A 22851-nucleotide genomic window follows, 5' to 3' on the forward strand; every position below is an offset into this window, starting at 1 on the left:
AATTGGTTATTATAAATTTTTATGCTGACAATTTTGCGATCCATTCTTGTATAAAGACTGATTTAAAACAAAGTGATTGCTTTCCGGAAAAACCTTGCAATCTGTGATAAATACATTTTTTGATATTATGCCACGTTATAAACCAAAATGAAGCCAATTTTTCAACTAATTAAAAATCAATTACTTATAGGTGATTAAGATTTTAAAACCAACTATATTTCGCTATTTAACGAAAATGCAACAACTTAATATCGTTTTTTAATGAAATGTCAGAATGTAGCAGGAAGCTTTATTCCACCATATAACATGAGAAATAAATTCTTCCCAGACGCCGTGTTGTTTTATCAGAAGTATTCTTAAAATAATCTTTCAGGACTTAGTTTATTCAAATCCATAAAATAAAAAAATCGGAACAAGAAAATCTTGTTCCGATTTAGTTCATGCATTTATTGACACTTTTCAAAAAAATTCAATCAGTGCCGAATGAGATTTTTATGCTATCGTATATTTTTTTTCTGTAATAGTATTGGTACTTTCAGTTGTTACATTGTCTACAAATCGCCATTCAGCTTCAGAACCAGATGCTGTAAATTTAAGATATGTATATCCTCGTTTATACAAATTTGCATATTCTAAATCATCAATCAGTACTGTAAATGCCTGTGCTAATTCTATTGCTTTTGAAGGGTCTGAGGTAATTCCAAGATAAGCTTCTAATCCTGGTGATGAAACAGAACTGCACGCTATTTCAGTTGCTATATGATTTCCCTGCATATCTGTAAGTTTACCCATCCATGCATTATGAGTATCTCCGGCTAAAACCACAACATTTTTTCCGGAAAGTATCGCATACAATTGTTCTCTTTCTGCAAAATAACCATCCCAGGCATCCAGATTATATGGCAAAGTTGTGGTAACTCTCGCAATTTCCTGAGCAGTCAAAGAAGGATCGTTTTGTTTATATCTCATTTTAATAACAACAAGTTGAGAAATTGTATTAACAAGAGCCTGCATGGTCGCCGGCTGTGCACTTCCTAATTGATCAACTTCTGCTAAAATTTGGTTCAAAAGCATCAGCAATTCTGCAGGAATCAGCATTTTTGTCATCAGGATCTGCTGACCTAATACTTTCCATTTAGCAGTATCCGCATTGATCTGTGATCCCAACCATGTCATTTGTTCGCTTCCAATTAATTTTCTGCTTGGGCTTAAAAGATCTGTTCTAAATTTTGTCTGGTCAAAATTTCCACCATTATCAATATAATCCGAATAACTCATCTGCTTATCTCTTGCAATTACTCTGGTATCCATCATAAAAAGGGAAAGAATAGTACCGAAATTAAAACTTCTGTAAATTCTAAGATCTTTTCCTGTTTTAAGCGGAATATATTCGCTGTAGGCTTGAAAAGCGGCCATTTTTCTCATCTGAAAATCTCCTTCGGAAGGCTGATGATTTTCTGCACCGGATTTATAGGTGTCATTAGCAAACTCATGATCATCCCAGACACAGATAAAAGGTTTTTTCTGATGAAGAAGCTGAAGATTTTTATCTCCTCTATATTGTCTGTATCTTTCTCTGTAATCGCTAAGGCTTGTAATCTCCCTGGCTGGTTTATGTTCTCTGCCCAACGGGTTGGTAAAAGGATTTGTTCCGTACTGTCCCGGCGCATATTCGTAAATATAATCTCCAAGATGAACCACTACATCGGCATCTGAAGAAGCAATCGCTCCATATACATTGAAAAGTCCTGCCGGAAAATTAGAACAGGAAACAACAGCCATTTTTACATCATTTACAACATCTGTTTTAGACGGCAGTGTGCGTGTTTCTCCGGTAACAGTTACTTGTTTGGTTTTGGCATTATAAAATCTATAATAATATTTTGTATTGGATGAAATGTTCTGAACATCTACCGCTATTGTAAAATCATTTGTAGAAGATGCTGCGGCCTGACCTTTTCTTGTTACTTCAGAAAATGCGCTATCCTTACTTAACTCCCAGGTAATTTCAGCATCTGAACCTGGTGAATATCTTGTCCAAATAATCACTCCGGTTTCAGTAGGGTCAAAACTGGCTACTCCTGTCTCAAACCCTTCATTTTTCATTCCGTCCGGTGCACCGCTATTATCAGTTTTATCATCATTACTGCAGCTTTCAATAAGTGGGGCGATGAAAACTCCTCCAGCAACCAATAAAGAATTTCTAAGAAACCTTCTTCTGCCTAAATCATTGTTATTTTCCATAAAAAAATTTTTATATCAAAAAAACAATTTAATATTACAACTCAAGTTATGGCATTTTTAACATTACCTTTCATTAATATTAACAATCCATTTACTATAATAAATTATCATTTTTTTTAAAATATTTTAGAACCTATTTCTCCGTCAAAGGAAAATTAGGGCCTTTTTATGGCAAAATTTCATTACTAAGAATTCAGAAATAAACCTTCAGTAAATTCAAAAAATAGATAAAACTGCGAATCCCTGGATTTGCAGTTTTTTTGTTTTTGAGGCAATTTCAATCTTTATAAAATGCAAAAAGAAGCCCATACTCCTATTTCGGTCTCTTATGCATAAAAATTCGGCACTCATGCCTTTTTTTTAATTTAAACTTCTGCATCGTGGTAATTTTATGAATAAATAATTACTCCAAAAAGCAATCTAAACAAGAACCTACAACATGGAAAATTCAACTAACCTAGAACAACCAACTTGCCCTTATCTGGCGCAACAAGCTGCTACGGCACCAGCAGTAATACCAGACATTACAACTCCAATTGTAACGACGACCAATCAGCCAACAGTTATTGGTACATCCAATCTCGGACTTTTAAATAATTTTATTGGTACGTGGAATAGTCCGATGGGAGCCGAAGCTACGGGTTACAATGTTATGCCACTGCCTCAGGCAGATGTTCCAATTGGCTATATCACTAAAAACTTCCCTTATTTTGAAGAAATTACTTTTTCGGCTATAGCAGGCGGAGCACCAAATCGCGAAGGTCGATACACACAAACAAGTGGTGTACTCTTTTATGAACAAAGAGTTTACATTGCCAACAATGCCGATCCAAGCGGAGCACAACCAATAGAAAACACCTTAATTCATGCCGAAAACGGCACTTGGCTTTACCACGCTATACAACCTCAACTGGAAGGTCCTTATGGTCCAAATAACGTTCCTGACAATACTATAATTCCAACACAAGATCCAACTACTCAATACAACAAGCAAATTTCGGTACCACACGGCGTTTCCATTTTAATGGTGGGAGGACCAGTTGTTACCGGAACAGGCAATCCACTTTTTCCAACCGCCGACAGAACTCAGCCACCCTTTACAGACCAATCTATTATTGATCCGTCAACCTATCTGACACAGCAATTGGATGCCTTAAACGCCAATGGAATTACAGTTACAAACTATTCCAGCATTACGGTAAGTACCACTAATCATGGTGGCGGAGTAAACAATATCAATTTCGAAAATTCTTTTGGGAAAGTAATTTCAATGGAAACCACTTGGTATGTTGAAACTTTAAGTAACGGAACAGTTCAGTTGCAATACATTCAAAATATTGTTTTACAGTTTTTGATTAATGGTGTTCCTACTGAATTTCTACATATTGACGCCAATACTTTACAAAAGGTATAAACATTCGCACAAATCTGAATCTTGAATATAGTGTCAGATTAACCAATAACACTGGTAGTTTACAGGTGCGTATAAAAATTTAAAACAATAAAGATTACAAATAAACCTATTCCAAAAAAAATTAACTACATGGAAACCAAAAAACTTTTTACATTCTCGGATACGGTAACAAAAGAGAATATCAAGGAAGTAATGCAACAGGCAATTGCGCTTGAACTTGCTACTATCCCAACGTATTTATCTACCTATTATTCGATAAACAGAGCACAGGATCAGGACGCATTGTATGCTAAAATCCACGCTCAGCTTTCTCAATCAGGCAAACTTAGTCCTGCAAAAATTGATGAATTGGCACAAGAACTGAAAGTAGACGTATTGGTTTATTCCAATAAAGCCGCAGCTTTAATCATGAGCGTTGTTATCGAAGAAATGCTACACCTTGCTCTCGCATGCAATGTTAAACAAGCGGTTTGTCAAACCGCACCGGATCTTATGGGAATTGGAAAAATATTATCATTTCCAACACAATTAGACGGACATATTCCAGAGTTTCAAATTAATGCTGCAAAATTATCATTAAATCAATTGACTACTTTCTTGCAGATAGAAAGCCCTGAACCATTTGAAGATCCTTACAAAGACAAACAATTATTAAATACAATTGAATATAAGACTATTGGTAAATTGTATGAATTAATTATTGCATGTATAAAAGAAGATTTCCCCGGACCATATGATTACAGACCACAATTGCTTCCTCCGGATGATTCAGGAAATGCGAGACCATTCTATTCTCAAAATTCCATGAATACGGTACATTATGACCGAGACCACAATCCTCAGTTTGCAAATGCTGATGACAGTGGTGGACTTCTTGGAGTATATGATGCTAATTCAGCAATTGAAGCTATAGGACGCATTATTGAACAGGGAGAAGGACAAAGTAATGACAAACCACAACATATCTTAGAATGGGGTGAAAATAAAATGCCTGTTCCATTGGAAATTGTTGATGGAAAGGCAGTTTTTTTGCCAGGTGATTATGATGATTCCGGAAAAGAACTTGCTCATTTTGCCAAATTTCTGGAAGCCTACAGTTTTGGTGGTTACTATCAGGAAAAGTTTAGTAAAATTCACGGCTTAGACGATTTCTTTAGCTATTTTGTATATGATACTGATGCTAGTCCTAAAATAGCCGATTATACTGCTTCAAATAACAAAGCACTGGCATTATGTTCAGAATTGGGTAATGCCGTTTTTGCTTACATTCTTTTAATGATTGAAGCCTGCTATTACAAAGATGAAAGTACCCAATACGATTTATTCATGTACGGTATTCATAAATCGATGATCTGGCTTTTAAGCGGTGTTGGAAACCAAATCAACAAATACACTTATGCCAAAGACAATGCAGCTTACAGAGGGGCTTTGACATTTGAACCTTATTTGTTTGAGCAAAGTTCCCTAAGACCCAAAGCACAAATTATGAATTTAGTTGATCAATTGGCTACAGCAGATTCTAGCTGGAGTTGGGCAACAGATCCTAAATACAACAATTATTTTCCAGCTCTGCCAGATGTAGGACTAGATTATAGCATTGTAGCCGATGTTCCTAAAGTACCAAGTACACCTTATACTCACCATTCTTAAAAAAATATATTATGTCAGATTTAATAAATAGAGAGCTTCATGTATGTATGGGTCTTAATTCATGCAAAAATGAAGGATTTTCAAAAAATAATGATTGTGCAGGAACGGGAGATTGCTCAACAGCAGTTGGTCATCCTTGCCACACTTTAAATGAATGTAAAGGGCAAGGAGGCTGCGGTATTTTTGGAACTACCGAAGAATTTTGTCATCCGGGTCAAAACGAATGTCGCTATCAGGGAAGCTGTGGCGTGCCCATTTTATCTTCTCGTTTTATGGCTCAGGGTCCTAATAAAGGACTTAGCGTTTGGCAATTAGCCAGAATACGTTTCGAAGAACAAAGAAAAGAAAATGGTGAGTCATTTGGAGAAGCTCCTCAACCATTCGGACCAAGTAATGACTACGTAAACACCATTCGCGGTACAGTAAATAATGATTATTCTTCTTGCGGACAAAGTGGTTCAAGATCTTGCTCTTACATCAACAATCCTGCCGAAAGAAAGATTGCTGCCGAGAAAAGAGTTTTGAAGATGGAACAGGAAAGTGCCCAAAAACTACCGGAGAGTCTTTCAAATTGTAAACCAAAAAACAATGGCAACTAGACTCGGATTACCCAATTTAGGATTGGGTTTAGGACTTAGAAGCCAGCATTTTGAGCATATTCTCAAAAAAAATCCTGCCGTAGATTGGTTTGAGGTAATTTCTGAGAACTTTATGGACTCGCATGGACGTCCAAGATACATCTTACATCAAATAGCAGAACGATATCCCGTAGTCATGCACGGGGTATCGTTGTCTATTGGAAGTACCGATCCGCTAAATTTAGATTACCTCAGCAGTTTAAAACAATTGGCAACCGAAGTACAACCAGCCTGGATTAGCGACCATTTGTGCTGGACAGGAGTTTTAACGACCAATTCGCACGATTTACTTCCGCTTCCGCTAAATGACGAATCATTAAGGCACGTTTGTAACCGAATCAATCAGGCACAGGACTATTTAGAACGACCGCTTATTATCGAGAATCCAAGCACTTATGCCGCCTTTAATAATTCTACGCTTCCAGAATGGGAATTTTTACGAATAATGACCGAAGAAACTGGTTGCGGATTACTTCTGGATGTCAACAATGTTTATGTGTCTTCTTTCAATAATGATTTTGATCCTGTAGAATATATCAAAGGAATTCCGCATGATAAGATTGTACAAATGCACTTGGCCGGTCATCAAAATTGTGGCAATTATATTATTGACACACACGATCGAGAGGTAAATTCCCAAGTATGGAAATTGTTTCAACTGGCGTATCAACTGGCAAATGAAGCATCGGTTTTATTAGAATGGGATGGTAATATTCCGTCCTTCGATATCTATCATTCTGAATTACTAAAATCAAAACAATATATGGATGAAACATTTATTGGAGTTGAAAATGAAGCCCGGTTTATGGACAAAGAACAGGTTTCAAACCCATTAAATCTTTTTGAAATGAATAAATTTATATAAGCACAAAAAATGCAGAAAACGGTCAAAATACCATTAAAGAATTTCCAACATTGGATGCAGCAACTTTTACTGGATCCTTACCAGCAAACGGGCGTTAATCCCAGTGATTTAGTTTCGGATCAATTAAATGCTGCTTCAATTGAAGATGTGATTTGCCATTCTGAAAAACTTACTGCAAAGGAACATTTGGGTATTTACCAAAGAAGCTATATCGCCCGTTTACGAAATTGTATGTCTCAGCAATTTAGTGCTTTAGAATATGCCTTAGGCGAGGATCTTTTTTGCGCTTTCGCTGATGATTATCTCGCTTCAAAGCCTTCGCAGAACTATAACTTAGCCTATTTAGGAGCTCATTTTGCAGACTATCTTGAAACTAACAGACCCGATACTCACGAAAACATCAAGGAAGATTGGATTGATTTCATGATCGAACTCGCCCGATATGAATATGCCATTGGCGTTATTTTCGAAATGAAAGCCGAAGAAGATTACCAATTAGCCACGATAGATTCAGATGAAAACAAACTGAAACTTGTACCTATATGTGAATTGTTTAAATTTAAGTTTCCTGTTCGAAAATACTATTCTGATTTTAAAAATGAAAAACAACCCAATTTACCTTCTGAAAGCGAAAGTTATTGTGTAGTCCTTCGGCACAAATTTAAACTAGCTATTTATGATTTGCATAAAGAACAATTTGAGTTTTTGACTTATTTGAAAGAGCAAACCAATATTGCTGAAGCCAAAGAACTCTTTAAAAACCAATACAAAGAAAATACACCTTCATTTGATGAAGTCTGGAACAGTTGGAAAGAATCCTGGGTAGCTGCTAATTTTTTCCAATTTTAAGCTAAAACATTCAAAATCAAATATTCTACAATATAAAAGCAGGTAGAATTACGCTTAAAAATCAAGATCTAAGTGAGTTAATTTATAAATAATTTCATTTCCCAAAAACAATAACCCAATAACTAAACTACCTAATCATGGAAAACTATTTACACGGTTTACTCGACGAAGACAACGACGACATTATTAAAGACTACTTAAAATACATTGACGGGGGAATTCCATGTACGGATAAACCAAAAGACGTATTAATCATTGGTGCCGGAATGGCCGGAATGGTCGCCGCAGCTATGTTAAAAGAGGCCGGACATAATGTTACGATAGTCGAATCAAACACTCGTGTTGGCGGAAGGATTAAGACTTTCAGGAATTCTGAAAACAAAAAATATTTTGAAGACGACAGTGTTTATGGTGAAGCCGGTGCAATGCGTATCCCAACCATACACAAGATGGTGCTCAAATACATTGAAAAACTCGGACTCAAAACCGAGCCTTTTTATTATCTTTCTGTTGATAAGGAACAGGCAATCGCATATCAGGCAGGCTCAACTAAAAAGGAGCCGGATGTTACTAGAAATTCCCTTTTCTATGTTAACCGCAAACGTGTTGTACAGAATGAATATATCAAAAAAGATGTTAATGTAAACGAACTACTGGGCTTTGATCTTGGCGAAAGTGAAAACAAACGTGCCAGCGATTTAATGGACATTCTCATTAAACCGCTTAAGGAGTTTATAAAAGAAGATCCCGAGAAAAACTGGCCTATACTAATCGAGCGCTATGGAGAATATTCGATGCGTCGTTTCTTAAAGGAACATTCGATGTATTCAGAAAATGCTATCGAGATGATTGGAGTTATGCAAAATCTGGAGTCCAGAATGGCCTATGATTTTATCCAGAGTTTTATTGAGCAAAATATCATCAAGGATTCTACCTCTTTTATGGAAATTGTGGGCGGAAGCGACTTACTTCCAAATGCATTCTTTAAAGCTTATAATCTCGAAGAAAACACCTATTTTGATTGCAGAATGACGAAAATGAAGCTCGTTAACAACAAGGTAAAAATAGAAGTTGATATTGAAGTTCAACGTGACTTTCAGTTTTATGAAGACGCAGGATTCAAAGCTTTAAAAACCCCTGTTAGTGATCTGGAATTTGATGAAATAATTGTCACCATACCTTTTTCTGCATTAAGACATGTGTATGTATTACCTCAATTCAAACAGGAAAAACGAAAAGCAATCCGAGAACTGCACTATGATTCTGCTACTAAAATATTATTGGAATTTCGTGAAAAATGGTGGCAGGAAGCACCTTATAATATTGTTGGCGGAGGTACGATTACTGATTTTTCGAACCGTTTTACCTATTATCCAAGTAATGATTTGGGAGCTAAAGGACATGGTGTCGTACTGGCATCTTATTGCTGGTCTGACGAAGCAAGCCGTTGGGATTCTATGGATGACGATGACAGGTATTTTTATGCACTTAAAAATCTGGCGATCATGCACTCCGATGACCCGAAGGAACAGCAGCGTATTATTGACCTTGCCGTAATTACCTCAAGCATCAAAGACTATAAAAAGAAAGGCGGAAAATTAATTGGTGCAGCAACACAAAGCTGGATGCGTGATCCGTATGCTTATGGCGAAGCGGCAATATTTAATCCGGGACAGTTACAATTATTGCAGCAACATATCATCTCAACTGAATGGGAAGGAAAAGCACATTTTGCCGGAGAACATACTTCGCTAAAACATGCGTGGATTGAAGGTGCAATTGAATCCGGAATTCGTACTGCACTCGAAGTCAACGAAAATACTGGTAACCTGAATAACCCAATTTAAGATGTCACAGCAAAAAATCACCGTTGCAAAATACCTGCAAATACGTCTGGAACAATTAGGACTTACCCATTTATTTGGAATTGCAGGCAATTATACCGCGCCGTTTTTGAATACGATTCAAGAAGACAAAAATGCAAAAATTAAAATCGTTAACGACACGAATGAAATAAACGCCGGACATTGCACTGATGCTTACGCGCGTCAAAATGGTTTCGCTGCAGTAGCGGTAACTTATGGCGTGGGAGCATTTACGCTGCTTAATTCGGTTGCGGGTTCTTATGTAGAGCATTGTCCAGTTCTTGTCATTAATGGGGCACCGACCAATAAAGATCAGCAACGAAGCCTAGTTCAGGGAATGCTGGCATCACATATGACTGGTGATATGTACAGTAATATCAATGTTTACCGAAACGTTACTGTTGCGGCAGAACAAGTTACAGGTTCATCAGATGCTCCTTATAAAATTGATTCAGTTTTAAATGCCTGTATTTTATATGGAAGACCGGTTTATCTTGAAGTTTTCGAAGATGTATGGCGAATGGAATGCAATCCGCCTGACGCTCCATTGGTAGAAAGAGAATCCTCTAAATGTCAAACAAGTGCACGCAAAGCTGCTCAAAGAGTAGCTGCATTGGCAAAAGGAAAAGAAATTATTTTCTGGGGCGGCATTGAAATCCAGCGCTACGGTATTCAAAAGGAATTTCTGGATCTTATCGAAACTACCGATACTGAGTTTGTGACTTCTATACTTGGGAAATCAATCGTGTCTGAAAACCATCCTAAATTCAAAGGAGTTTTTAATGGCAAGGCATCGCCAAAAGATGTCGATAAAAAATTCAGAAAAGCCGGGCTGAAAATTGGTCTTGGCGTATGGACCACCGGCAAAAATTTGGGAGGTTTTGATGTCTGGCAAGAAGATACTGTACTTGCCAATCACAGCGGTGTAAGGATTGGCGCTTCTTATGTGGCTAATGTTTCGCTAAGGGATTTTATTATATTTCTGAAAGAAGAACTTACCCAAGTTCCCTTTAGTGCTTACGAAATGTATGATGCAGAAAAGCTGCCTGAATCATTTTTCTTAGCTGATAACAGAATGCTAAAAAAAGCGAAACCGCAGCTTACTTATGATACATTTTTCAAACGAATCAATGATTTTATAGATGAGAGACATATAGTCGTTGCCGATGCAGGTTTTCCTTTATTGGGCGCCCAAGGCATTCGTATTACAGAACCTAACGGATTCGTAGCACAGGCATCATGGCTTTCGATAGGTTATTCTGTTCCTGCGGCAACCGGAATAAAATGTGCCAGACCTGATAAAAGGCCGGTAGTATTTGTTGGAGACGGTGCTTTTCAGGAAACTTGTCAGGCCATATCTACACAGAATAAACTGAAACACGACACGATTGTTTTTGTTTTGGATAATGGTATTTATGGAATTGAACAAATGCTTGTTAATCCAAATCCGTTTCGTGGTGAAAAAAAGGTAGAATATAGCGTTCCCGATTTAAACAGCGTTTATGATTACAACGAAATGCACCGTTGGAAATATGCGAAACTCGTTGATGTATTTGGAGGCAAAGGTTTTGAAGTCAGCACTCTCGACGAACTCGAGGAAGTTCTGACACAACTTGACAACATTAAGGAAAATACCATTATACATGTAAACATACCTAAGACCTCTATTCCTGAAGCAATTGCTTATAAAACAGAAGAGGCTGGAGAAGATGAATTTCTGGATAAAGACTGGAGTTTATGTTAGGTTTAAAATTGGCTAAGTTTTAAACCTAACTCAAAATAAAAAAGCACTGAAAACCAATCATTTTCAGTGCTTTTTTTATTATTTATAATTTACTTATCTTATTTTAAGTGAGTAGTATCTACTCTTGTTGGTGTATCTTTTCCACTAATAATCGAAGAAGAACTTAATGCAATTGATTTGATTATTTGAGTCATATTATCAATATCCAGCGTTTCAAATTCATCATCGACTGTGTGATACGTTGGCTCATTATCCATTTTTGAAGTAGAAATAGTATGAGCAGGAACTCCAAGCTTGGCTAACGTAGCGTTGTCTGAGCGGTAAAATAACTGTTGGTCTGGATAAGGATCTGAATAAAATGTAAAATTTGATCCTGTTAAATTAGTTTGTAAAATCTGTCCCATATTCGACTTTTCGAAGCCTGTAATGTAAGCAGAGTTTTTACCCCATTTAGATTCTGTTCCTATCATTTCAATATTGAACATCGCAATCACTTTTTCCGGATCAAGCTGTTTAGAAAAATATTTGGCTCCATAACCACCTATTTCTTCCGCTACGAATGTGGTAAAAATGATAGTACGCTCGTTGTTATTTTGTTTTTTAAAATATTTCGCAAGCATAATTACTGCTGTTGTTCCCGCGGCATCATCATTAGCACCATTATAAATAGAATCTGTTGCAGTATGAGGAGCACCTTCTTCTGGAGAACCAACTCCTAAATGATCATAATGCCCTGAAAAAATCAAATACTCATTTGGTTTAGTTTTTCCGGGTAATATTCCAACAACATTATTCAATGTTTTTTTGGAGATTGTATTCGTTAATTCAACAGAAAAAGTAGTCGCTTCTGTGGTACCAAAAACAAACATAATCGTATTATTTCCAGGATTAGCACTTATTCGATCAATATGTTGAATATTCTGCAAAACCTTATCAAATGAGGGATCAACTAGTACCAAAAGATTTTTCGAGCTTTTATAATATTCATTAAATTTCTCGCCAATGTTATCCCCTTTACTGATTTTTACAATAGAAATATCACTTTTTTCAGTTAAAGAAACTTGAGGAAGGTATGAGAATGTTACAACTTGATTATTATTTATTTCTTTGCCATCAATACTAATTTTTGAATAAACTGCTTTAGAAGTAGTCATCGAAAATTCTTGTCTGTAATTCTTTGCTTCATTGAAAGTTTTCAAACCAATTTCTTTAAATTCTGATTCTATAAAAGCCGATGCTTTGTCAATACCGGGAGTAAAAGTTCTCCTGCCCTGCATATCATCAGCCGAAAGTATTTTCTCTATACGAGTTACTTCCTTATTCGTAATAATTTTATCAATCGATTGTCCATGAACATTAAAACATTGACTTAGAACAAAGATACTTACAATAATTTTTTTCATATTTTACTTTTATAAATAACATTTTAGCTAAACCAAAAGTACATTAATTATTTGCAAAAAATAGCATATGTAGGTTTCAAACTTAAGGTTCGAATCCTGCTCTCCCAAAGAAAAAGTCCTAATGAAAATTAGGACTTTTTCTTTATGTTCAAAATTCAAACTATACTCCTTATTCTTTTATTCCTCTTCCTTTATGGCTTGAATTTGTGATGTTGATAAAATCTGATTGAATACTTTCAAATCTTTGATTTTTCCGATAAAAGAATTTTCGCCGCCTCCAATTTTATCAAGAGGAAAAAACAGGGTTTTCATTACCCAAATCGAGTCTTTTTGATACCCGGTTGGGATTTTTTCTCTTGTGAGTTTCTTAACCAATTCTCCGTTTAGATATAAAGTTGTTGAATTATTATCCCCAGTAATAGCAATACTTGTCCATTTATTTTGCGGGATAACAAAACCAAAATCATAATCCTTTCCTTCATGAGAAAAACCAAGATTTGACGTATTACCTTGTTTTAACTTTACAGTTGCATGATTCGATTGAAAAAGAACAGCATTCGCAACATTATTTTGAGAAGGATTTATTTTGAAACTAACGGTATAATTATATCCAATTTCGTTGTACGGAAGTTTCGCAGAACTTTTACTATTTTTAAAATTTAATACTTTTCTGTTCCCATCAAGCACATAATTTGCATGTTGTAATTTCTTTATTTCTTTATCATTGCCTTTCATTTTATAATTTAAAACTAAAGAATCCTTAGCGGAAATTTTTCCTCTCAAATTAAGTCCCGGACCTTCGTTTATATCTTTGGCTTTGCCTGAAAACTCATTAAAATCTACTGCAACCTCAGCGCCACTCCACATTTTCTCACTCAATACCTGAATTGCCGGAAATACTCTGTCTGTAACATCCTGAGCGGTGATTCCGTTTTTCGGAACATCATTCCATACGGCAAACATTCCTCCTCTTATAAAAGGATCTCCCATCTTGAAAACGGCATCGCCAATAACAACTGGTTCCCATTTATCATATAAATATTTCAGGTCTAAATAATCATAATAATAACCTGCAGCAGGCACAATATATAGGAAACCATCTGGCGTACTAATTAAAGGATAACCCAATTCTTTCATTTTAAAAGGATCGGCGTAACCGTTGTACCACGCGTTCATAGTTACTCCTTTTGAGGTAACCGGAGTAATTCCTTGTGCGTGAGTCAAAGCGCCCCAAACCCTAACTTCTTTGCCAAAAGTTTGCACGTATTTTATAAAATGATCTGTGAACTTTCTAAAAGGTTCTGCTTCTTTTTTATCATATTCATCAGTTCCGATATGTACTTCTTTAAAACGAAAAACCGGATTTTCTCCCTCTAAATATTCTTTAAATATGTTTTCTACGATTGTATAAGTTTCCGGATTTTTTATGTCTAAATGGTCTTTGCCAAATTCTTTACTTGCAATTTGCGGAAATGCTTTTGAAATCGCCAAAGAATGCGCAGGCACGTCAATCTCAGGAATAATATTTACTGCGTAATTCTCGGCAAGTATTTGCAAATCAACAAACTCTTTCTTGGTATAAAACTCTCCTTTGGTTGGCAATTGCGGATATCTTTCATTTTCTAATCTAAAGCCACTATAAGTATTATCCCAATTATTATCAAACTGTTTTACAAAACCATTATCACTGAGATGCAACTGAAAATCACTCATCTTATAATAAGACATCATCTTTACATAATCCCTCAAAAATTCGATTTTGAAATATTTTCTTCCAACATCCAATAAAAATCCTCTTACTTCATATTTAGGATAATCTCTTGAAATCCCCTTTGGCAAAGAACAATGTTTTATATCTCTTTCTAATAGTTGCAAAATAGTACGTGTTGCCCAAAAAGCTCCTTTATATTGTGCCGCATTAATCGAAACAAAATCTTTTATCGAAAGAGAATATCCTTCCGAACCTAATTCTTCTTTATTGCCATTTAAAGAGATAAAAATATCACCGGCTTTTGGAATACCCGAAACAATAGCTGGCTTTATTTTGTATTGTTCAACCAAATCATTTTGAAAAATTATTGCCGCCTGTTTAAGGACATCTGCATATTTTTCATCCAGCACAATTCTTGATTTAGTGTTCAATACAAAATTACCTTCGTCTCCATGCCATTCTCGTAATGAAGGAATTACAAAGGGTTTCACATTCTTTCCCTGATCTTTGTAAGTTCCTTCTACTTTTAATGAATAAGGAATCTCAATAGAAGAACCATCCTTTATTTTACTTGCTTTAAACAACAAATTAACTGTGGTATTTTGCAACGGAGTAAAAATTGTTCCCGACTTATTTATTACCGAAAGATTATCTGATCCTATTAGTTTCAATTCAAATCCTTCAGGATTTACCGGCATTTTATAAGTTGAAGTCTCTTTCGAAATAAAAGGTTCCACCACTATTTTTTCTGCCAGATAAATCGAATCTGATTTAATCATTTTGGATTGTGCTAATGCCTGCATTGACATTAACAAAGAACATACAACTCCAGTATAAAATTTGTAACTCATATTATTATTGTTATTAATGCGAATCAAAGGTTAAAGTGCCGTTAGGCACTAAATATTGGTAAAAAACAGTAATCGTTATAGATTTAGCGTGCCGTAGGTATGCAATAGTTATCGTTTTGTTGCGTACCTACGGCACGCCAATGAATTTTCGACGTATAATAACTACCAATATTTAGTGCCTAACGACACAAATTAGAGACTTTCAATTCTTGATTGGCATTATTATTTTATCTCTTTATTTTTTAAAACAATCCAACCTTCTTTATCAAATTCCAGTTCTATAAATTCCTCTGAAATCTGTTTTGTTTTTGCAAGATGACTTGATTCAACTTTCCAGTTTTTAAAAGGCAATTTTAATTTGGTCATTCCTCCTTGTTCTGCTACGATTTTAACTTCTGTTATAATTCCATCTTTCTTTGAAGCACTTATTAAAAATGCGCCTTCTGCTCTCAATGTATTAAAAGAAACATCTTTCCACGAAACCGGAACGGCGGGCATGATTTCTATAAAACCGGCATAACTTTGTAATAACATTTCTTGTAAACCCGCTGCAAACGCAAAGTTTCCTTCCAATGTAAATGGACGATACTGAAATTTTGAATAACCTGATTTTGTCTGATCTCCATTTGCATGAAAACTATTTTTAAGACAAAATGCTTTAGCAAAAATTTCTAAATCTTTGGCGGCACCTTCTCCATCTTTTGCTCTTGCTTTAAGATTTGCCATCCACGAATAAGAATATCCACACCAGTAATCTGGTCCAATTTTATCTACCAGACTAATCGTATTTTTAATTGTTGCTTGTGATTTTTCACCATCTTCCCATTTAATCAAACCAAGCGGATGAATTGCCATCAAATGCGAAAAATGCCTGTGAGATTCCGTATAGGACATTGTTGGCGTAACCATCATTTCATTATTTGCTGTACGTGCATAATCAGGAAATTCATTTAATATTTGTTTCCAATGATTTGCTTCTTCTTTCAATCCTAGTTCATTTGCTAATTCTGCAGCAGTTTTAAAAGTGAAAGTCATTAATGCCAAATCATAATTCGAACTTTGACTAAACCAGGCACTAATATCATTATCATTCATTTCAGGGCTGGAACTAATGGGTAATTTTCTAAAGCCTTTTTCGTCTTTTATTGTAATTTGTTCCAAATGTTTGGCAACATCTTTAATCCACGGATATGCTTTCTGTTTCAAAAATTTACGATCCATGCTATAGCGCCACTGCAAATAATAATGCTGACTCAACCAAGCCGATACTGTAGGAGAAAAAGAATACTGAATCCAACCTCCCATTTCAGTACCATCAAGTGTTGTAACTCCCGGAACGGCTAGTCCATCATTGGTGAAATACATTTTGGTATAGCGCTTATAATTTTCTTTATTTTCCTCGAGATGATCGATATATCCCATGGCTTCTTCCATGTGATTGCCACTATAGGAAGGCCAATAACTTAATTGTGTATTTAAATCATGATGATAATCCCCTTTCCACGGCGGCAGACGGCCATTATCTGCGGTCCAAACAGCCTGCAAAGAAATGGGCGGAGCTCCTCTTCTGGCTGCGGAACCAAATTTATATTGCTCTAAATACCATTGTTTTTCTAATAAAGCATCCGGTACCTGAATACTGGATTCATTCCAGAATTTTTTCCACCATAAAATATGACTTGCAAAATCTTTATTATATCCTTCTTCTAATATTTTTTTGACAATATTCTCGGCAACAGGATTTATTTTTTTGTCTGGATATTGAGAAGTAATACTCCAAACGCCTTCAATAGTTGTGTCATTTATTTTTTTCCAGCTCACACTAATTTGATACTTAAATCCTCCCCATCCTTCTTGTTCATATGATATGGTATTGCCTTTTTCAGTTACTTTGCCTTGTTTATATCCCAGACGGGCCAAATCATCGCCACCTACCGGATCACCTGATACTTTTACTTCTCCCTGATATTTAGGAGGCACCAAATGAGGAATAAATCCTTTTTTTAAATTCTCAAAACGAAACCATCCAACGGGTTTTATAGCGTGTACGAATGTTTTTAAAACAGTTCCGTTTTCCCATTTAACTTCGCATACAGCAGTTGCAATAGAAAGATTTACTGCGGAAACTGCTCCCCAATTTTGAATTTCAAATTCTAATGCTCCTCCGGGTATTTTGCTTGGAGCAGGTTCATTATCGTATGGTTCATCAAAATATTTTTGTACAATGCCATAATCATTCTTCTGCACTTGTCCTTGCACCCATTTGTAACTAAACTCTTTACGATGCAAATCTTTCATTGGTCGCATATCCCATAAATCAGCGCGATCTAAGGACATGTGTAGATTATTTCCTTTTTGCCATACTAAGGCACCGATTATTCCATTTCCAAGCGGAATACCTTCATCCCAAGTTGTAGAAAGTTCCTTGAAATTTAGTTCGTGTTTTGCAACAATCTCGTTCTTGTCTGTAATTTTCTGGGCGTTTATATTAGCACAAACTATTGTAAATAAGCTTAATGCCAGATAAGATATTTTCATTTTAATTAATCATAATAGTTAATTTCCCTTCAGATGAAAAAAATAAGATTGTTATTCTTTCCTGTCAATGTTATGTCGTTTTCATATATTTTTTCTCTCGCAGAAATATCAAACACGTTAACAGCTTAATCACTTCTTGATTCACTAAATATTAGCAGATTAACTACTAATATTTAGTGGAAAAACTTTTCAATACTATATGTCTTTTTAATACATTCCTATTTCTCCAAGGGCAGCAAATGGTTCGCCATCCCAAGATGTGCTCGCAACTATTTTGAAGTATCTGAAGGTTTTTGGCGCAGCAAAATCAAAATACTGTGCACCATTTGTGTTGGCAAACACATAAGTTCCGGCAGAAGTGAAATTGACTCCGTCAAGACTGGTAAAGAGTTCCGCATTTTTTATGGCACGTTGTAAGCCTGATCTTTGGGTAATTGTTAAACCATTGGCTATTTTATTGCCGCCCATATCAATTACAAATTGATGAGGATAATTCGCCGCAGTGCCGGACCAATTAGAATGCCAATAGGTAGCAGCATTGCCGTCGATCAAATTTGTAGCCAGTCCGTTTGGAGCAGGTTCACCACTAGTTTCCTCTGAGCTGAAAGAAGTAACACTCCATCCTTGCTTACTGATTTCGTTTCTGGTACTAAAATTCAAAACTGGTTTGCCGTTCAAAAAAGTATAGGAATAAATAGTTTCTATTACATTACCGTTCTCTTGCACAAGCTTCACTTTTAATTCATAAGGTATATTATCCGTTTTAAATTCCAAATCCGAAATCGGCATTTCAATGTAAAAGCTATTGGAATTGACAGGTTTTGATGTCCAGGCAATAGCATTATAATCCCTGTTCACACCTGTTCCTTCATTATTTACATTAGGATCATTAAAAAACAAAACATCTTTAACTGCTAAAGAACTGCTGTATTTTCCTGAAACAATAATTGCTCCTTTACCAGTATCATAGTTGGCATGTATTTCTGAAATAGAAGCAGTACTTGTTCCATAATAGGCATTGTTATCATTATTAAAAATCTGGTTTACATTCAGAACGGCACAATCTGCGGCAGTTAGAAATGTCTTGGAAATACCCCAAGTGCTATTACCTGCCCACATTAATGCCATACCCAATGTTGTTTCAGATGAAAATTTTTGACGATTATGAGGTAAATTTAATCCGTGGCCGAGTTCATGTACCATACCGCCAATCCATTTGGTGGCTATTTCGCCTGATTTTCCGCCAACTCCTAAATATTTTATATCCTGATTGGCATAGTCAAGTGCAAAACAAAACTTACCCAGCCCGTAAAAAGGAACACCTTCGCCCTCAGCATTGCCATTTTGATCCATTGTAACTGGTGTTATCACCAAATAATGATCTGAAGTAAACTCAGTTGCATGTGTTGCTTTATAATTATTGATGTCGGTTATCATAGCATCGGCTCCGCCATTATAAGGATATGCTGATTTTCCCTGACTTCCTCTTACTACAATCAGTTTAATTCTTTTTTTGGCATCATCTTTTAACAGTCCAAAAGTTTTATTTCCATAACCGTTGCGCTGCATTTCTATACTATAAAAAACTTGCAGATTTAAAAGTATTTCACTTATTCGACGATGATAATCAGCAGGCTCGGTTACATCATTTGGAATAAAATAAACAACATTAAGATTGTGTGCCTTTTCACTGGTGTAATTAAAATTTGATTCCTGAGAATTTGGTTTGGAACCAGCCACATCGTCCTTAGAACAAGACTGAAAACCGGTCATAAGAATTAAGGACAATAAACAAATAAAATTTAGTTTCATAATTTGGTTTATTAATAGTTAATCATAATATCATTCGTGTTTAAAAAAACATCTCATTGCTAATCTTTCAAAAACTTGTGAGCATTTACAATTTGATTCGCTTAACAATTTTCCTGGTATTGCCTTTTTAACATTCATACTCTATGAAGCAAGCTGTACATTTTTTCAAATACAAAAGAGATGGTTTGAATCCATCTCTTTTGCTTTTGTTACTTTATTGTGCTTCCAATATCCATTGTTGATTTGGACTTCCTGTCGCGCCATTAATACTATATTGAACAATCTTGGTTCCGCTTGTAGTGCTGCTTCCCGGATTATCCAATACATAATGATTCGACAAATTACTTTGAATTACATATTTACCAGAACCAGCCGAAATCAGATTCCATTGCTGATTTGCACCATTAGAAATTGTATATTGAATAATGTTTCCTCCTAATGTTTGTGTTCCTCCTGATATATCAAGTGCTTTATTACTATTGGCATTAACAATTACATAAGCAGTTCCTTGTGCATTAAATTTCCACTTTTGCCCGTTTCCGGTTGCACTTGTGCTTTCTACAAGAAAAGCGCTGTTGGCAGTACTGTTACTCGCAATAGCCAGATAAAGACCACTCGCTACATTTTTAATTTTATACCAGGTACCTGCTGTTGGACCAGAATTAACTGTAACCGGTACTACTAATGGAGTAGAATTTTGGTTAAAAATATCTGTAACAGTAATTCTTACTGAATAACTTCCGGTACCTAATGTGCTTGTAATCGTTGCTGCTCTTTTTTGAGGCAACACTTCATTTACGGTACTTACTACTGTTCCCGAAGGATCAAGCAATTCTACTTTAGAAGAAAATTGCGGGCTTTTAGTTTGATTGTTTGTCCAATTTACAGTTACTGTATTTCCGCTGCTAATGGCTGTCGCCGATTGAACCTGAGCAATTGTTAAAACTGGAGCAGTTCCTTGATTGGTTTGTGCCGGAAGAGCTAATGTACGCCCCGTACCAAATCCTGCACTAGGCTGAACAGTACCTCCATGTTCCATAAAATAAGCGTCTTCTGTAGCATCATAGCCAGAATTGAAAGCTCTGTCATAAATTCCGTTTCTGCCTTGATCACCGTCATTAGCACTAAAACTTCTGCTGGTGTGTTTTTCCCAAGTATTTGTAGTACTTAAATTCCAACAATCTTTAAAGAAAGCTTTTCTAATAAATCTACCATCATAAGCAGGATCAGATCCTGTCCAGTTTTCTAAAAAAGCATCATTTCCTGAACCTAAGAAAGTAGTTCTGTCAGGAACAGCTAATGTCGAAGTATGAAACCAAATTCCGGTAGTTTGATTTTGGATAAAAGTCCCGATGTATAATTTTCCGTTTAATTTCCACGCTCTCAAAGCTATATTGTACCAAGTATTAAGCGTCCATTGGTACGGATTAATTGTTTTGTATCCATCACCTTCGCCTCCAAATCTGCTAGTTATAGTTGCGGGATCGGCGTAAGCAACTTCAGAAAAAATTCCTCCGGCAGTATTTGGATCCCATAATGACGAAATCAGAATATTAGGTGTTCCAAAAGAATTATCAGGCGTTTGTTGTAAACCTGCATAACCTCCCGAATAATTGTGAACCGAGAAATATTCTGCATTCGCCGATTGGGTGATTTTTATTTTGTGCAATTTAAGAATCGCATCGGATGGAAAAGAAAAATAAAGATGTTCAGATGGTGCTGCATTTTCTCCAGTTGCCGCAGCGGCTTTTGCAGAACTTTTGCCCGAATTTGATGCTTGCGGACTTTCTTTAACGGTATCTTCCTGACAAGACATTACAACAGATAAAAGGAAAAACATAGCCACTAATGGCATAGAAAAAAGGGTATTTGATCTCATAGTTTTAAAGTTGATTAATTGTTAATATTATTTTTATTTGGTACTTACAAAAAATTTAATTCTTTATTCCTCAATAAATTAACTGCTTAAAAATTATTACAACAGGCTGATATCTAATATGTTTTTTTTAATACTTATGCTTTTTAATGTCCCAGCAATAAAATTTTTTCAAAGCTTTACTTTCACACTGGGACATTGTTAAATAAGATTTTATACAATCAAGTCTGCAGATGCCTACTTATCGTACAAATCTATTTCTTGGTTGTAAATGGAATTTTCATTCGAATTTCCCAAGTACCTGAATCATTAATTTTCATTCCCCATCTTATGTAGGCTCTGTTTCGGATTTGACCAGTAGCAGGATCGATATATTTACTCCAGTCCTTTACCCCATTTGCTGCTTCAAAAGCTGCTTTGTCAACTGTAAAAGCATCCGCTGTTGTCAAATAATACATTAAGTAAGCATCATTACCTGTATAATTTCTTGCGTATTGTGGGAATGGCGGCGCCGGTAATCCAAAAGTGGTACTTTCTGAATCTAATACCGTTCCTATAGTATTATCATGATAATTTTGCAAAGGCGCAGATCCGCTATAATTAAAAACTACTTTATTAGGATCAAGAGCTGCTCCGTGACTATCTGCAATAATCATTTTTACTTTTATGGCTAATTTTGGTTCTTCACTTATTTTTACAACTGTGATATAAGGATCGGTTCCGTCTAATACGCCCGGTACTTTTGGATCGCTATCGTTCAATACAGAATACGTAAAACCGGTATCATAAACGCCTGCGCCTTTACCCAATTGTAGTCTTGATCTCATTTCTGTTTTGAATTCTACAGGAACAAAAGGACCCAATTTTATACGTGTGAAATTATCTAACTGACGTTCTCCACGAACATTTTTTGCCTTGACATTTACTATAAAATCATTCTCAACAACCGATTTCGAAGCTTGTGTGAAAACAAATTCTCCACTTACGGGATTCATTATAATTGAAGGTTGCGGGCTAAGTTTTAATTTTTTCATAGCCAATTCCAATGTAGTATCCGTAGTAGGATCAAATGGCGCTGTCCAGGTCAAAATCTCATGTTTATCCTGCAATTCAGTGGTTACTTTACCATTTTTATCCGTAATACTGGTAATTGCCCATTCCATTGGATAGGTTGATCCTTCTACTGCTGGCGGCACAGAAGAAAAAAACACGCCGCGAGGAACGCTGATTGTGTCTTGTAGTGAATGTATATTATCACTGATATAGCCTACTTCTGGTTGCTCACAGGATAATATCAATAGGCTAAAACCTAATAAACAAATTATCTTTTTCATATGTACATATATTATTTTTTTAAAATTTTCTTAGAAATAGCTTTCAAAAATTGATTC

At 35.8% G+C, this 22851-nt stretch carries 14 protein-coding genes; 7 read left to right on the forward strand and 7 right to left on the reverse strand.

Going from position 1 to position 22851, the window contains the following annotated elements:
- Positions 1–492: 492 nt before the first annotated feature.
- The gene (locus tag CLU81_RS03090; protein ID WP_099708485.1) at positions 493–2244 is read right to left on the reverse strand and encodes an alkaline phosphatase; all 1752 of its coding nucleotides are present in this window, start codon (positions 2242–2244) and stop codon (positions 493–495) included.
- Positions 2245–2683: 439 nt separating this feature from the next.
- Here CLU81_RS03090 and CLU81_RS03095 point away from each other — a divergent pair, with 439 nt between their 5' ends.
- From CLU81_RS03095 to CLU81_RS03125, 7 genes are all read left to right on the forward strand, one after another.
- The gene (locus CLU81_RS03095; protein WP_099708486.1) at positions 2684–3658 is read left to right on the forward strand and encodes a heme-binding protein; all 975 of its coding nucleotides are present in this window, start codon (positions 2684–2686) and stop codon (positions 3656–3658) included.
- Positions 3659–3787: 129 nt separating this feature from the next.
- Complete coding sequence (locus CLU81_RS03100; RefSeq protein ID WP_099708487.1) at positions 3788–5308, forward strand: ferritin-like domain-containing protein; 1521 nt, start codon at positions 3788–3790, stop codon at positions 5306–5308.
- A gap of 11 nt (positions 5309–5319) precedes the next feature.
- Positions 5320–5907, forward strand: a complete 588-nt coding sequence (locus CLU81_RS03105) for a hypothetical protein (RefSeq protein WP_144444465.1) — start codon at positions 5320–5322, stop codon at positions 5905–5907.
- Entirely contained in the window at positions 5897–6811 is a 915-nt protein-coding gene (locus CLU81_RS03110; RefSeq protein ID WP_099708489.1) for a DUF692 domain-containing protein, read from the forward strand. Before CLU81_RS03105 ends, CLU81_RS03110 begins: the two co-directional genes overlap by 11 nt.
- Positions 6812–6820: 9 nt before the next feature.
- Positions 6821–7660 carry a DNA-binding domain-containing protein gene (locus tag CLU81_RS03115; protein WP_099708490.1) on the forward strand — a complete coding sequence of 280 codons (840 nt, stop codon included), beginning with the start codon at positions 6821–6823 and terminating at the stop codon, positions 7658–7660.
- Positions 7661–7797: 137 nt separating this feature from the next.
- The gene (locus CLU81_RS03120; RefSeq protein ID WP_099708491.1) at positions 7798–9507 is read left to right on the forward strand and encodes an FAD-dependent oxidoreductase; all 1710 of its coding nucleotides are present in this window, start codon (positions 7798–7800) and stop codon (positions 9505–9507) included.
- A gap of 1 nt (position 9508) precedes the next feature.
- Positions 9509–11269, forward strand: a complete 1761-nt coding sequence (locus tag CLU81_RS03125; RefSeq protein ID WP_099708492.1) for an alpha-keto acid decarboxylase family protein — start codon at positions 9509–9511, stop codon at positions 11267–11269.
- A 98-nt stretch (positions 11270–11367) separates the two neighbouring features.
- On the opposite strand, the gene CLU81_RS03130 is transcribed toward CLU81_RS03125, so the two are convergent.
- From CLU81_RS03130 to CLU81_RS03155, 6 genes are all read right to left on the reverse strand, one after another.
- Positions 11368–12672: a M20/M25/M40 family metallo-hydrolase gene (locus CLU81_RS03130; RefSeq protein ID WP_099708493.1), complete on the reverse strand. Its 1305-nt coding sequence runs from the start codon at positions 12670–12672 to the stop codon at positions 11368–11370.
- 177 nt (positions 12673–12849) lie between these two features.
- The gene (locus CLU81_RS03135) at positions 12850–15234 is read right to left on the reverse strand and encodes a family 20 glycosylhydrolase (protein WP_099708494.1); all 2385 of its coding nucleotides are present in this window, start codon (positions 15232–15234) and stop codon (positions 12850–12852) included.
- Positions 15235–15456: 222 nt separating this feature from the next.
- On the reverse strand, positions 15457–17772 hold the full coding sequence (locus CLU81_RS03140; protein WP_099708495.1) for a glycoside hydrolase family 95-like protein: 2316 nt from the start codon (positions 17770–17772) through the stop codon (positions 15457–15459).
- Between the two features lie 207 nt (positions 17773–17979).
- Positions 17980–19584, reverse strand: a complete 1605-nt coding sequence (locus tag CLU81_RS03145) for a discoidin domain-containing protein (protein WP_099708496.1) — start codon at positions 19582–19584, stop codon at positions 17980–17982.
- A 214-nt stretch (positions 19585–19798) separates the two neighbouring features.
- The gene (locus CLU81_RS03150; RefSeq protein WP_099708497.1) at positions 19799–21463 is read right to left on the reverse strand and encodes an RICIN domain-containing protein; all 1665 of its coding nucleotides are present in this window, start codon (positions 21461–21463) and stop codon (positions 19799–19801) included.
- A 251-nt stretch (positions 21464–21714) separates the two neighbouring features.
- On the reverse strand, positions 21715–22794 hold the full coding sequence (locus CLU81_RS03155; RefSeq protein ID WP_099708498.1) for a DUF5007 domain-containing protein: 1080 nt from the start codon (positions 22792–22794) through the stop codon (positions 21715–21717).
- Between the last annotated feature and the right edge of the window lie 57 nt (positions 22795–22851).

The sequence above is a fragment of the Flavobacterium sp. 9 genome, from assembly GCF_002754195.1.
Lineage (GTDB): Bacteria > Bacteroidota > Bacteroidia > Flavobacteriales > Flavobacteriaceae > Flavobacterium.

Excerpts from the sequence above, each read along its gene's own strand:
- CLU81_RS03090 (WP_099708485.1), bottom strand. The coding sequence starts at position 2,244 with ATGGAAAATAACAATGATTTAGGCAGAAGAAGGTTTCTTAGAAATTCT.
- CLU81_RS03095 (WP_099708486.1), top strand. The coding sequence starts at position 2,684 with ATGGAAAATTCAACTAACCTAGAACAACCAACTTGCCCTTATCTGGCG.
- CLU81_RS03100 (WP_099708487.1), top strand. The coding sequence starts at position 3,788 with ATGGAAACCAAAAAACTTTTTACATTCTCGGATACGGTAACAAAAGAG.
- CLU81_RS03105 (WP_144444465.1), top strand. The coding sequence starts at position 5,320 with ATGTCAGATTTAATAAATAGAGAGCTTCATGTATGTATGGGTCTTAAT.
- CLU81_RS03110 (WP_099708489.1), top strand. The coding sequence starts at position 5,897 with ATGGCAACTAGACTCGGATTACCCAATTTAGGATTGGGTTTAGGACTT.
- CLU81_RS03115 (WP_099708490.1), top strand. The coding sequence starts at position 6,821 with ATGCAGAAAACGGTCAAAATACCATTAAAGAATTTCCAACATTGGATG.
- CLU81_RS03120 (WP_099708491.1), top strand. The coding sequence starts at position 7,798 with ATGGAAAACTATTTACACGGTTTACTCGACGAAGACAACGACGACATT.
- CLU81_RS03125 (WP_099708492.1), top strand. The coding sequence starts at position 9,509 with ATGTCACAGCAAAAAATCACCGTTGCAAAATACCTGCAAATACGTCTG.
- CLU81_RS03130 (WP_099708493.1), bottom strand. The coding sequence starts at position 12,672 with ATGAAAAAAATTATTGTAAGTATCTTTGTTCTAAGTCAATGTTTTAAT.
- CLU81_RS03135 (WP_099708494.1), bottom strand. The coding sequence starts at position 15,234 with ATGAGTTACAAATTTTATACTGGAGTTGTATGTTCTTTGTTAATGTCA.
- CLU81_RS03140 (WP_099708495.1), bottom strand. The coding sequence starts at position 17,772 with ATGAAAATATCTTATCTGGCATTAAGCTTATTTACAATAGTTTGTGCT.
- CLU81_RS03145 (WP_099708496.1), bottom strand. The coding sequence starts at position 19,584 with ATGAAACTAAATTTTATTTGTTTATTGTCCTTAATTCTTATGACCGGT.
- CLU81_RS03150 (WP_099708497.1), bottom strand. The coding sequence starts at position 21,463 with ATGAGATCAAATACCCTTTTTTCTATGCCATTAGTGGCTATGTTTTTC.
- CLU81_RS03155 (WP_099708498.1), bottom strand. The coding sequence starts at position 22,794 with ATGAAAAAGATAATTTGTTTATTAGGTTTTAGCCTATTGATATTATCC.